This window comes from Methanobrevibacter sp. UBA188, assembly GCF_905234905.1.
Classification (GTDB): Archaea; Methanobacteriota; Methanobacteria; order Methanobacteriales; family Methanobacteriaceae; genus Methanocatella.
The window spans coordinates 1-14339 of sequence record NZ_CAJOJM010000063.1 but is presented as its reverse complement, the minus strand read 5'-3'; the positions used below and the strand labels follow the sequence as shown (position 1 = coordinate 14339).

8 protein-coding genes are annotated in these 14339 nt (G+C 30.6%); 3 read left to right on the top strand and 5 right to left on the bottom strand.

Annotated features, from left to right (window positions below; all coding sequences use genetic code 11):
• Positions 1-208: 208 nt before the first annotated feature.
• Positions 209-751: a carbon starvation CstA 5TM domain-containing protein gene (locus QZ143_RS08950; RefSeq protein WP_292883370.1), complete on the top strand. Its 543-nt coding sequence runs from the start codon at positions 209-211 to the stop codon at positions 749-751.
• Positions 752-1152: 401 nt separating this feature from the next.
• On the top strand, positions 1153-1431 hold the full coding sequence (locus QZ143_RS08945; RefSeq protein ID WP_292883367.1) for a hypothetical protein: 279 nt from the start codon (positions 1153-1155) through the stop codon (positions 1429-1431).
• Between the two features lie 210 nt (positions 1432-1641).
• Here the strand turns inward: QZ143_RS08945 and QZ143_RS08940 are convergent, their stop codons facing one another.
• The gene (locus tag QZ143_RS08940; RefSeq protein ID WP_292883365.1) at positions 1642-2154 is read right to left on the bottom strand and encodes a DUF308 domain-containing protein; all 513 of its coding nucleotides are present in this window, start codon (positions 2152-2154) and stop codon (positions 1642-1644) included.
• A gap of 192 nt (positions 2155-2346) precedes the next feature.
• Positions 2347-3618: a hypothetical protein gene (locus QZ143_RS08935; RefSeq protein ID WP_292883362.1), complete on the bottom strand. Its 1272-nt coding sequence runs from the start codon at positions 3616-3618 to the stop codon at positions 2347-2349.
• 155 nt (positions 3619-3773) lie between these two features.
• On the opposite strand from QZ143_RS08935, the gene QZ143_RS08930 reads away from it, so the two are divergent.
• Entirely contained in the window at positions 3774-4577 is an 804-nt protein-coding gene (locus QZ143_RS08930) for a DUF4013 domain-containing protein (protein ID WP_292883359.1), read from the top strand.
• A gap of 210 nt (positions 4578-4787) precedes the next feature.
• Here the strand turns inward: QZ143_RS08930 and QZ143_RS08925 are convergent, their stop codons facing one another.
• The 3 genes from QZ143_RS08925 to QZ143_RS08915 all read right to left on the bottom strand — a co-directional run.
• Positions 4788-6470: an MATE family efflux transporter gene (locus QZ143_RS08925; RefSeq protein WP_292883357.1), complete on the bottom strand. Its 1683-nt coding sequence runs from the start codon at positions 6468-6470 to the stop codon at positions 4788-4790.
• A gap of 10 nt (positions 6471-6480) precedes the next feature.
• Positions 6481-8376: an SDR family oxidoreductase gene (locus QZ143_RS08920; protein ID WP_342765215.1), complete on the bottom strand. Its 1896-nt coding sequence runs from the start codon at positions 8374-8376 to the stop codon at positions 6481-6483.
• Positions 8373-14339: amino acid adenylation domain-containing protein (locus QZ143_RS08915; RefSeq protein WP_342765214.1), on the bottom strand; the 5967-nt coding region annotated here is incomplete at its 5' end. The genes QZ143_RS08915 and QZ143_RS08920, both read right to left, overlap by 4 nt.

Below are 14339 nucleotides of genomic sequence, written 5' to 3'. Positions count from 1 at the left end.
TTAAATAATAAATAATATATAAAGAAATAGAGAGAGCATTTGAAAACTAATATCTTCAGATGCCTTTTTGTGAAATTCATCCCCGACCTTAAAGAGGTCGGAGTATTCTTTCACTATTAAGATAAAAAATGAAAATGACGCAAGACCAGTATTTTTTGGATCTATTGTTTTAGAAGGTTTAGTTGCTCTTTGTTGGGCTGCTATTGCAATGGCATTTTTCCACAGCCAACCCCAACTTGCAGCAATTTATAGCGCATCTCCTTCAGTGGCAGTTAATGAAATGGCATCAGTATTGGTAGGTCCTGTCGGTTTAGTTCTAACCATTATAGGAGTTGTAATATGCCCAATCACATCCGGAGATACAGCACTTAGAAGTGCAAGAATAACAATTGCTGACCAACTTCATCTCGACCATAAAAAACTAATTTCAAGACTTAAAGTGGCATTACCATTGTTTTTTGTATCATTCGGATTGACATTTATTGATTTTAGTTTAATTTGGAGATATTTTGCTTGGTCTCAATTAATTGTAGCTACAGTAGTATTATATTCTGCAACTGTATATCTGATGAAAACGGAAAAGCACTACATTATTTCATTCATACCTGCAATCGTGTGTACTTTAATTGCATTTGCATATATTCTACAAGCGCCGGAAGGTTTAAGATTGCCTTCAATGATATCCAATATAATCTCAATTATTGCAACAGCAATTACAACGATAGTATTCCTTAAAAAATTCAAAAAGTAATTTTATAGTTAATTAATGTGGAAACAGTTTTAAAAGCTTAGAATTATGTCTAGGATTATAATTCATTTATTCACATTCAAATAACCATTTAAAATCACCTATACACTCAATGCAAATCTAAACTAATACATTTAAAGATATAACCCAATTTTTTGATTGTGAAACATAAAAAAATAAACATTAACATACAAAGTTAATAGAAAATTGTTTTAGATATTAGTTGATATATATTTAAAGTTTGAAAGTAAATTATTTTTATTATTATCTTCATTAATTTAAAGAAACACATCATCAAATTATAAATAATTAGAATATAATCAAGTTAATTAATGGATTTATTAATTATTTTGATGGTCAATCCATATTGAAAATTATATGATTATTTTTTGATTTTTTGTATAATGAAGACAAATTCCTTTTCAACGTTAAAATCATGTAATTATATACTGAAGGCAACCCCAAAACTGACTGCCAAGGCAAAGTCATTTAAAAGAACTGTTAAAACCAAAAAATATCAGGTAACTTTAAAAACCAACAAAAACAAGGCAATGAAAAAAACAAAAATCACATTAAAGGTCAATGGTAAAACATATCACGCAACAACTAATAAATATGGTAAATCAATTTTTAAGATTACCAAATTGACCAAAAAAGGTAAATTTACTACAGTTATAATATAATGGTAGCAAATACTACAAAACAAAAACAGTAAAGGCAAAACTAACCATTAAGTAGATGTATTAACATCTACTGATTTTTTCTTTTTTTAGTGCTTGTCGAATTAGGATTTAATATATAAAAAAATACATAGTATGTGGAATTAAAGGAAAAATAATCAAAAAAAAATTAATGAGAACCATATCTCATCATACAATATTAAGAAAAATTATTCATTTTTGTTCAATTAATTTCATGCTTTTACCCATAACAAAAAGGAATACACCTTCTATAATTAATGCGACTCCAATAAGTATAGCTATTAAAATCGGTTGTGATGCTAAAAATGCCGCAAATATAACAACCAAAATGCCTAAAATTAAAACAATGATTGAATAAATTTTATGTTTAGCATCTAAAAAGAACACTCCCATTAATCCATATACCATCATTATAATTCCAACAATATAGAATTGTAGAGATCCAAGGAATGTTAAAGCATTTATAAAGAATATAAACAAAATTCCAAATAACAATGAAATAAATCCAATAGCTATAGCCAAAAATGAATAAGCACTACTTATCTCATTTCTAAAAAGAATACCCTTACTTATTGTCGCAATACCCAAACCTGCTAAAGCAAAACCAATACATATAGAAAGAAATTCAGATGAAAATACTGGACAAATAATCAACAGTAAACCCAAGATTATATATAATAACCCTGCAATTTTCTCATTAGCCACAATGTCACCTCCCATTCTGTAATGATTATTAATTTGGTTAAGATATTATTTAAAAATACCTATAACTAACATGAATCCAGAAATGTATCGAACAACATCAACTGCAGAAGAGACTGTTCATGAATTTTAATATGTATAATTTAGATATTTAACCAAGAATACATCCAAAAAAAGAAAGAAATAAGATGAAGATTATCTTATTCTGTTGTAAACAAATGCTCCAATTGTAATAATCACGAATGTAGTTATTATAATTACTGCACTTTCAATGACATTAATCAGGAAACTGCCAAGTGCTTTCAAGAATGCTAAAATCGCCTGAATTAATGCTATGAGTTGATTGATTAAATCTATAAGGAACTGTATTAACGCATACAACCATTCTAAAAGTTCCATTAACAATGCGATAATAGCATCAATAAGTTGCAAAATGAAATCTATTATGGCCTGAATTAAATCCAAAAGCTGTTGAATGAGATTCATTAGAATAGCTAATAATTTTAAAAGTCCATCAAGTTCTTTCCATAACGATTCAAGCATCTTTAAAAGTTCTCCAAGAGCATCCATCAAAGCCTGAAGGTCACTCAAAAAGGTTGCAAACAGATTTACCAACTCTCCCAGAGCATTGTAAAGCATTAAAAAGTTATTTAGTAATGTACTTATAATAGGTTTCCATGCATTAAAGAGTAAATTTGCAAGGAAAGCCAAATAATCATATAATCCTTTTAGAAATGTGGCATTTGTTTGGTTATCCATTGGTTGAGTTAAATTTGTAATGTTGGTTGTATTGGTAACGTTTGTTGTATTTGTTACATTAGTATTATTGGTTTGGTTTTCAATGTTTCTAAATGATACTTTATATGCAAAATAATCTGATACATTACCTGATACAGATGTTAAAACCTCAAAATCAAAAATAGCTTCAGTATGGTCATTTATCTTAACGACATCATGGTCTCCTATTGATCCATATGATGCCGCAGCCGATTCACGGGCCTTAGAACTGGAAGATCCGTTTTTTGTAGAATCATTCATTTTTGATTCAATATGGTCAGTTGAATCATCCATGTAGCTATCGATTATGCCTTTCTTCAGAGTATTCGAATTTCCGGCATGTGATGCAGAGGCACGTTTGAATTCATCCCCTGACTTTGCAGGAGGTTTTGAATGATCAAGAATAAATCCTCTAAATCCATCACTGAACATGATGTCATTTCCACTTCCCAAAGCTAAAATAAAGTTCCCTTTGGGCTTATTCTTCGTTTTGTTTTTATCGGTTGTCTTGTTCTTGTCCGTTTTTTTATTTTTATCTACTTTATTGTTATCGACTTTTTTATCTTTATCGATTGTTTTGTCATGATTTGTATGGTTATCCTTATGTAGGGCACTGTCTGCTACGACAATGCTTAAAAAACAAAATGAAATAAATATTACAAGAATCAATGCAACTATTTTTTTGTTCATATTATGCCTCTATATTTATTCATCTATATAATCTTATGGCAATTAAGTCGAATAACTTGACTTACACTGTTAGTTTGAATAGTTACATACTTTAAATTTTAAATACTATTATCTAAAAATATATATTTATCAAGCAGTTAAGTTATGTGATAAATATGAATTTACGTGAAATTATAATGGATGCTATTAAATTTCCTATTAGCGATACTCGAAAATTTTTAATATTCTGTGCTTTAATTATTATTATGAGTTTATCAACAGTTCTTCCGTCATATGGCGTTAAAGATAATACTTTATCCCTCATTTTGACCCTTGTTACTTTAATTGTTGCAATTATAGTTTTAGGGTATTGTGTTGAGGTCATTAAAAGTGGGGCTGATGGTGATGACACACTTCCGGATTTTGATTATGTAAAACAATTTGTAAATGGAATTAAAGCATTGATTTTGGATATAATCTATTTCATTATACCTGCGATTATTACCATAATTGTCGCTTCGGCAACCGGACTTTTTACCTCATTCACTAAAATCGTATATATCAGCATTGATGCAATGTCTAAGAATGCAAACAATTTGACTACAATAATGGCTGCAGTTCCGAAAACAACAATGAACACATTCACAAATGCGCTAACCATTACTTTAATTGTTGCAATTATATTATTTATCATATTTTCATTGATGTCATTTACAGGACTGGTAAGATTTGCAAAAACCGGAAGCGGAACCGAAGGTCTGAGATTCAGACAAATACTAAGAGACATGTCAAAAGTCGGTTTAATAAAGATTATAGTTACATTGATTGTAATTTATATAATAGCATTTGTTTTATTACTCATCATAGGACTAATCGGTTTAATTCCATATATTGGTGTTTTCATCGCTATTTTTGTCGGAATACCATTTATGCTGCTGTTCTTATACAGAGCTATCGGTTTATTGTATGCAGATGGATAACATTAAACCATTTTTTCTTTTTATATGAATCATTAATCTCTTAAAAAATCATTATTCTTTTTTTAGAAATCTTCTTTTGCGTAATACTATCTATCATTTAACTAGGAATGATTATTTTTAAAAATACTTCTAATGGTAAGAAAGTTTTCTTTTTAATTTTTTTCATTGAATAAAATATTTAAAATATTCAATGAAAAAAAATAAAGAAAATTAGTTAGCTTCTATTACATATTCTATATTATTGAATCCCATAACTTCACTAACTTTGAGGTTATCTTGCGAAAAGGATTTTTCAATACCTTTCATTACTTCGCGATCCCCTTCATCTTTCATATTGATAGTTATCTTATCACCATAGTCAATCAATAATATTTCAACATGCACCTTTCCATTGTTTGAATCAAAAATGGTGTTTATTATCTTATCTAATGTTTCAATAGATGAATTATCCGCATTCAAATTCTCTAAATGACTGAACATTTCAGATTTCTCATCATCATTTTTGCTTTCTAAAGTGTAATTTCTAGTTTTTTCGATTAATCCCTTTCTAATGAAAAACAGACCAAAATATTCATCGTCATTTCTTTCAATTATTTTTACATAAACGGCAACAGCAACTATCGATAGAATAAAACCTAACGGGAAAGATACCCAGACACTGTTGATGCCAATGTAGGGATACAATAAGTAGGTAAACATTAACGGCCCTAGAAATTCTGAAATGATTGTAATGATCCCGGATTCCACAGTTCTTTCAATTCCTTCATAATAAAACAACAACATAGTTGAAAATGCCATAGGTACGAATGCTAATGAGTATAACCTAATCGCATTTTCCACCAATCCGTCATTAGGCATTTGATGAAGTTTGAAAAACATCAATAATCCATCAGGATATACTAACAGAAATACAGTAAATACCAGTGAACAGACTAATGTTATTATAAGTGAATTTCGCACAATATGATTCAAGTTATAAAAATCATTTTGCGAATAATAAATAGGAACAATGGAAGATAATGTTTCGGCGAATCCCATGATTAAGATACTTATTAACAACAATGCACTCACACATACATTGAATATATCCAAACCCAGTTCTCCTAAAACGCCACTGACAATCAAATTCATGATATAGACCAGTAATACATTAAAAAAACCCATACTTGCGCCTGGAAGACCTATTTTAATTATTTCAATTGTTGAGGCAATCCAAGTCTTGAATTTCAATTTGGATAAAACGAATCTGAAGGTTCTTTTTGAATCAAAATGATATTTTAAAGTGCAAATTGCTCCAATAATATAACCTATCAACATTGCAAGTGATGCTCCTTCAATGCCCATATGAAAGATACCAAGGAACACATAATTTAAAATTATATTGATAATATTTACAAGAATAATTACTCCTGAAGCAAAATTTGGTTGTCCATCAACACGAATAAACTGACATAAAACACCTAATACAGTAGCAATTGGGAAACAAATGAATAAATATACACTATATGCATTTACATAAGGTAGTGATCCAGCAGTTGGATGCAATAGATTAATTAAGGCATCTTTAAATAAAAAACATACTAATAAAATCAAAATTGATAGAACAATTGTTGCAAGCATTGAAGTTGTGAAATAATGATTGCTTCCATCTGCATTAAATTCCGCCTTTTTATTTAAAGCTAAAATTTGACCTCCCAATCCAAATAACCATTCAAATATTGTGATTAACAATACCAAAGGTTCTAAAACCTGTAAAGCTGCTTGTGCATTGTGTCCGATGAATGTTGATACAAAACTTGCATCAACAACTGAAGCTATGTTTAAAGCCATTGCTATAAGCAATGACGGCAACAGCAATTCTCGGAATTTATGAGTAATAATTTCATTTGACATCTATTCACCTTCATTCAAAATAATTGAATTTGTTTAAATAATCGAATAATCTTTTAAGATACATTTTATCAGGTATAGGCCAATCAAATCCTAATGATTGAAGAATATCAACAGTCTGATCAATTTCTACATTCTCTTCGAAATCGTCTTCTTCATCAAAATCATCAATTGAAAAATCGGCAGTTATAATACCTTGTATAGTATCATTAATGTTATGTTCGTAAATCTGTTTAAATATTTCGAAACCCACTTCGGCAATTCCATATCTGAATGTATTTAATACATCGATAATTTCTCTAAGGGAAATATAATGATTATTCATACAATGGAATACTCTGGATTTCTCCGGAGTCTTTGACAATGCAAGTATTCCTTTTGCAACATAATCGATTTGACTCATGTCAACCTTTTCATTAGCCATTGTAGGATTCATCGCTCCCAGTTTTTTAATGGTTTTTATGTTATTTAAAAATGCATTTGTATCATAGTTTTTCTGGAACATACCATCTGAGTAACGGCTCATCAAGTTTCCTACCCTAATTATTTTTACTGAAAGTCCTTTAGTCGCCGCTTGTAAAACTGACCTTTCAGCTAAAAATTTACTGCATACATATTTATTTTCCAAATCCTGTCCATAATATAATGTTCTTTCACAATATTCCTGATTTGGATATTCATCTTCATATAAAGAGTATGATGAAAGAACACTGATTGTTGATATTTGCACATATTTTATGTTATTCCTTGTTTGGGCGAACTTAATTCCATTGATTACACCATCGACATTTACCCTAAATATATAATCATCAGCAGTATAGTGTTTTACAAGTGCTGCTGAATTTATTATTGTATCAATCGGTTCATTCTCAAGTTTTTTAAAGTCATCAATTTCAGTTATGTCTCCTTCGATTATGATGATACGTGACCCTATGAGGTCAGTGAAATCTTCATCAAAGTAATAATTCATCACATCAATTAACCGTTCTTCACATGAATCAAATTTGCCTTTCCTCAACATACAATAGATTTTTCCTTCCTCATTTTTGATGAATTCATATAGAATATGGATTCCTAAAAATCCTGTGGCTCCTGTCAACAGGACATTGCCCAATTCTAAGTTTTCACCACCGAAGAAGCTTTCCAATGTATTTTCTTCAAGAAGTTTATTGATTTCACTGTAATCATAGTTTTTGATGATGTCATCTTCTATATTCAACTCCTCTTCGGAATCGCTTTCTCCAGACAATAATTTCGCTAATGCTCTAGGAGTCTTTTTCTTAAATATATCATCATATCTTACAGTATATCCCTGTTTAAGCAGTTCAATTATTAATTTTGATGCAATAAGTGATGTTCCACCAATTTCAAAGAAATTATCCTCTGCACCAACAGTTTCTAAATTCAATATGGATGAGAATATTGCACAAATTTCCTGTTCAAGTTTTGTTTTTGGTGCCACATAATTCAAATCCATTTTTGGTTCCGGAAGTTTTTTAATATCCGTTTTTCCATTTGGTGTTTGAGGCATTTCATCTAGCTGCATGAACACTGTTGGAATCATATAGTTAGTAAGCCTGTCTTTTAAAAACTCTTTTAAATCGTCACTGTCAATTTCACCTTCAGCAGTGTAATATGCACATAAATGATCAACATTGTTAATCTCTTTAATTACAACAACAGCCTGCCTTATATCTGGATATTGACCAATATTGGTTTCGATTTCACCAATTTCTATTCTTAATCCTCTTAATTTTATTTGGTTGTCGATTCTTCCTTTAATGTCGATTTCACCATTCGGAAGTTCGATAGCATAATCTCCACTCTTGTAATATGGAATGCCATTGATAGTTAAGAATGATTCTTTGGTTTTTTCTGGCATGTTGTAGTATCCTTTTCCAACACTCATACCCCATAAGGTACCAATTTGCCATCTATGTCACGAACATCAGTGACATAATTGGTTAAAGGAGGACCCACAGTCAAATCGTTTACATCAGTGATTTCTTTGTTGTTTGAAGTGATTGTTGTTTCTGTTGGACCATAACTATTATAAATAACTGCATCACTGTATTTTCTTAAATCTTCATAAACTTTAGCTGAAAACTGCTCTCCACCAAGGAAAATACTCTTTAAGCATGATATAACATTGCAGAAGTCTTTTACCTCAAGATAAGAAGCGAGTCTTGAAGGAGTAATTTCTAAAACTTCAGGTTTATTCTCATCAATCAATTTGATAAGCTCAAGAACATTTTTGATTTGAATATCATCAGCAAGTATCAATTTCAATCCATTTGAAAGAGATGTCAATATATCATCAACAGACACGTCAAAAGAGATAGTTGTAATACAAAGCAAACTATCATAAGTGGATTTAGGGTTTTGAGCCTGATTACAGATGTTTTTATGACTAATCATCACACCTTTAGGATTACCTGTAGATCCTGAAGTATAAATCATATAAGCCAAATCATCTGGAAGAACCTCAACATTCGGATTAATAGTAATACCCTCTTCAAGAAGTTCATTGACATTAATAGAATTATCAGAAGTCTCATAGCTTATGATGTAATCCGCCTGACTGTTTTCATAAATGTAATTGATTCTTTCCTGAGGATATTCTGGATCAATAGGAACATATGCACAGCCTGCTTTCAGCACACCTAAAATGGAAGCAATTAAATTACTGTCCCTTTTAAGCATTATAAGAACATTACTTTTAGGCTTTACACCTCGCCTGATTAATGCATTTGCAATCTTATTACTTTTCTCATTTAACTCAGAATAAGTTAAAGTAGCATCACTTGCAACCAATGCCACATCTTTTGCTTTTTCAACAACCTGTTTTTCAAAGCGCTTATGTAAAATTGGAGTGTCGATTTCTTCAAATTCAGGGATTTCCCCTTCCATCAATTCAATATCATTTAGTTTTAGCTTATCCATATCATTAACAAAGAATTGGAATAAAATATATTTAATTGAACGCAGGAAGAGATTGACATACTCTTCAGTATATATTTGGTCATTATATTCCAAATACAGAGTAATAATTTCCCCATCATCATAAATGTCCAAGTTTATTTTATAATCAGTTGAAACTGTACCATCAAGGTCAACTGCTTCATAAGATTCACCATTAAGTTCAATATCATTACTTAAGGACTCATGAAATGCATAGAAGAATTCTGGTTTTAATTGATATTCTTCTGAAAGTTTTGTGTATGGATAATCGCTATGAATTAATGCATCTTTCCATGCTTTATCAACTATTTTAATGTAATCTTCAACCAACATGTCACGATTTTCACCATTTACAATAACAGGTAACGTTTTAACCAACATTCCCTGAGTATTTGAATAATTTGGGTTTGCTCTACCGTTGAATATTGTTGTAATTAATGATTTGTCACTAAATGTAAATTTATTAAGGCTTAAAAGTGTAGCTGCCATAAATAAAACGTTTGAACTTATTGAATGGTCTTTACAGAAGTGTTTGACAAAATCAGAACCCACTTGGTCTGAAATAAGTTTAATATTTCCAATATCTGGATTACCATTCATATTTGGAGTTAAAACTGTTGATTCAATGTCTTGGCTAAATTGTTTTTTGAAGAATTTCTCAGAAACTTCACTAACAGATGCTTTCTCTTCAATCAAACTATATTCAAATCCATTAATTATTTCAGCTTCGATTTCTTCATTGTTATATGCTTTGGTCAAATCATTGAAGAAAATGCCCAGAGATACTCCATCCGTAATAATATGATGGAAATCAATGAATAATATTGTTTCTGTTGGTGTTTTATATATTTTAAATCTAAATAATTGATTATTGTCTAATGGAATAGGTTTTATGTCCCTCTCCATTATTTCTTCATTACTAATGGAATCTATTTCAACAATTTCTATTTCTTCAATTTCAGCATGATCGCATCTTTTTTGGAATATTTTTCCGCCATCCATATTAATAATTCTAGTTTTGAGATATGGATGTGCATCAACAGTTTTAATAACAGCATCTTTAAGTTTATTAGGATCAATACTGCTTTCAAATCTTATTGCAAAAGGCATGGTGTATTTGATTTTTTCAGTTTGCAAACACTCATAGTAAATTCCCATTTGGTTTGAGGTCAATGGGAAATATTCCATATCTTTTGCAGTTTCAATAATTTCATCCACGTCTATTTCAGATTCGATGTTATTGTCAATTTTATCTGCAAGCGATTTTATTGTTGGATTTGTGAACAATGATGTTACATCAATATTAACATTCATTTCATTGAAAATCATTGAGTTTAATTTCATTAATGTTAAAGAAGAGAAACCCAATTCATATAAATCATCTGTTGTACCGAATTTATCTGTATTGGCAATGGATGCAACAAGTTCAACTAATTTTTCTTCAGTTTCACCTTCAGCTTCAACATAATCTAGATTTAATTTTGGTTTTGGAAGTCTTTTAATATCTGTTTTACCATTTGGAGATATTGGCATCTCATCAAGCTGCATAAATACAGTTGGAACCATATATTCAGTTAATTTATTTCCCAAATACCTTTTCAAGAGATTTATATCTATCTCTTCATCGGCTGTGAAATAAGCACATAAATGTTCAACATTATTGATTTTCTCAATTACAACAGCAATCTGTTTAATATGTGGGAATTTGGCAATATTGGATTCAATTTCACCGAGTTCTATTCTCAATCCTCTTAATTTAATTTGATTGTCAATTCTTCCTTTTATTACTAATTCTCCATTTGGAAGTTCAATAGCATAGTCTCCACTTCTATAATATGGAATATCATTAATATATAGGAATACCTCTTTGGTTTTTTCTTCCATATTGTAGTATCCTCTAGATACACCTTTACCCCCAATGTACAATTCTCCCATTACACCATAAGGCAGCAATTTACCGTCAATATCTCTAACTTCAGTTATGCAATTGTGCAGAGCTTTTCCAACAGTTATATTTTCAGCATCGGAAAGTTTATGAGTATTACATGTTACTGTTGTTTCAGTTGGACCGTAAATATTGTACACTTCTAAATTTGGATACTCTAAAAGTCGTGAAATTAGGTCTTGAGGCACCATTTCTCCACCAACACCAATATACTTGAAGTTAGGTACTTGTTTGGCGAATTCCTCATATTCCAAGTATTGTTTAAATCTTGATGGTGCAGAAAATGTAAGTGAATCCGGTTTTTCTCTTTTAACTAACTCCGCCAATTCCTTAATATTTTTTATTTCACTATCGTTAGCCAACACCATTTCCAAACCGAAGGTTAATGGCATGAAATCAAGTAAAAATGCATCAAAAGATACTGTTGAAAGGGCAAGGGTCTTTTTCATTTTTGAATATGCATTATAAATTACACTATCCTCACTTTTTGAGAACAGATTTGTAATATTCATATGGCTGGTCATTACTCCCTTAGGATTTCCTGTAGAACCTGAAGTGTAAATCATATAAGCCAAATCATCCGGATTAATTTCAACTTGAGGATTTGAGGTATTTGTCTCTTCGAGCAATTCATTAATATCGATTGAATTTTCAATAACTCCATCAGCTATTAAATAATCTGCCTGACTGTTTTCAAAAATATAATCAATCCTGCCTTTAGGATAGTTTATATCAATAGGTATGAATGCACATCCTGCTTTTAAAACACCCAAAATGGCTGAAATAAGTTTGCTGTCCCGTGGAAGCATTACCAACACATTACTATTAGCTTTGATTCCCCTGTTTATAAGGGCATTAGCAACACGATTTGCTTTTTGATTAAGTTCACTATAGTTAAATGAACCATCACATGCAGCTAATGCAATGTTTTCAGGAGTTTCATCAACCTGTTTTTCAAAGCGTTTATGGATAAATGGAATTTCCACATCAATAAATTCATGTGATTCAACATCATCTTTTAATTTTACATCACAGATTCTGCAACTGTCAATATCATTTTCAAGGAACTGGACTAAAATGTTTTTCATGGATTGTATGAATGTTCTAACATAATCTTCACTGTATAACTGGTCATTATATTCCATGATAACATTAAATTCATCACCATTATCATAAATAGCCAAATTGATTTTAGATTCAACTGTAACCATATCAAACCCAGCTAACTCCTGAGGAATGTACTCTCTATTGTTTATTATAATTTCATCTGATTCCAGGAATTCATGATAATTGTAGAAGAATTCAGGTTTTAATTGATATTTCTCAGCAATTTTAATATATGGATATGCAGTATTTCTTAAGGTTTCTTTCCAAGTTTGGTCAATAGATCTAATGAAATCTCTGACTGACACCTGCCTGTTTTCATTATTGATTATAAACGGAACAGTTTTTACCAAAAATCCTTGAGTATTGAAATAACTTGGACTTGATCTTCCATTAAATATTGTTGTTATTAATGTTTTGTCACTAAATGTGAATTTGTTTAGATTTAAAATGGTAGTTGCGATAAACAAAGCATTTTTACTTATGGAATTATCATTACAGAACTCATCAATTAACTCTGAATCAATAGTATCAGAAACATTTTTTATTTTACCCTCATCAGGATTTCCATTAAGGTCCGGAGTTAGAACTGTGGATTCTATTCCCTGAGTTAACTTATCATCGAAAAATGCCTCTGCTGATTGATATATTTCACTATTTTCAGCATCTTTTTCCAGAATACTGTAAACATAACCATCAATTATTTCTTCAGACATATCCCTATTTTCATAGATATCAGCTATATCTCTAAATAAATTGTTTTGAGATACTCCGTCAGTAATTATATGGTGGAAATCTGAGAATAATACAACTTCATCAGGAGTTTCATATATTTTGAATTTGAACAATTGACTATCCTCTATTGAGATTGGGCCAACGTCATTTCCAACAATGTCTTCATCACTAATGCTATCGACTTTAACAATTTCAATATCATCTATTGGTGCATCATCACATCTTTTCTGTTTTAATTCACCATCATGATTTACAATTCTTGTTTTAAGATATGGGTGGGCTTCAATAGTATCAACAATTGCTTGTTTAAGTTTATTTGCATCAACATCACTGCCAAATTTTACTGTTGTAGGCATTGTATACTTAATCACATCAGGATTTTGCTTACATTCATAGTAAATACCCAATTGATTTTCAGTCAATGGATAATACTCCATGCCTTTAGCTGATTCAATAATCTTTTGAAGACCTGCCTCTTTTTCAGATGAATTATCAATTTCTATTGCAAAGTTTTTAACTGTTGGCTCATTGAACAATATGGAAACGTCTAAATTAGCACCCATTTGCTCATAGATTATGGAATTTAATTTCATTAATGACAATGAAGTAAAACCAATAGCGTATAAGTCATCTGTAACACCAAATTCATCAACATCTGCAATGGATGAAACGATATCATATAATTTTTCTTCTGTTTCAGTTTCAGGCATCACCAAAGCCAATTTAAGTTGAGGTTCAGGCAGTTGTTTCAGGTCTGTCTTGCCGTTTGGTGTTTGCGGCATCTCATCTAGCTGCATGAACACGGTTGGAACCATATAATTAGTAAGCCTGTCTTTTAAAAACTCTTTTAAATCATCAGTGTCAATTTCACCATTAGCAGTGTAATATGCACATAAATGATCAGCATTGTTAATCTCTTTAATTACAACAACAGCCTGCATTATATCCGGATATTGACCAATATTGGTTTCAATTTCACCAATTTCAATCCTTAATCCCCTGAGTTTAATCTGATTGTCAATTCTTCCTTTAATATCGATTTCACCATTTGGAAGTTCAATAGCATAGTCCCCACTTCTGTAATATGGAATGCCATTGATAGTCAGGAAAACCTCTTCAGTTTTTTC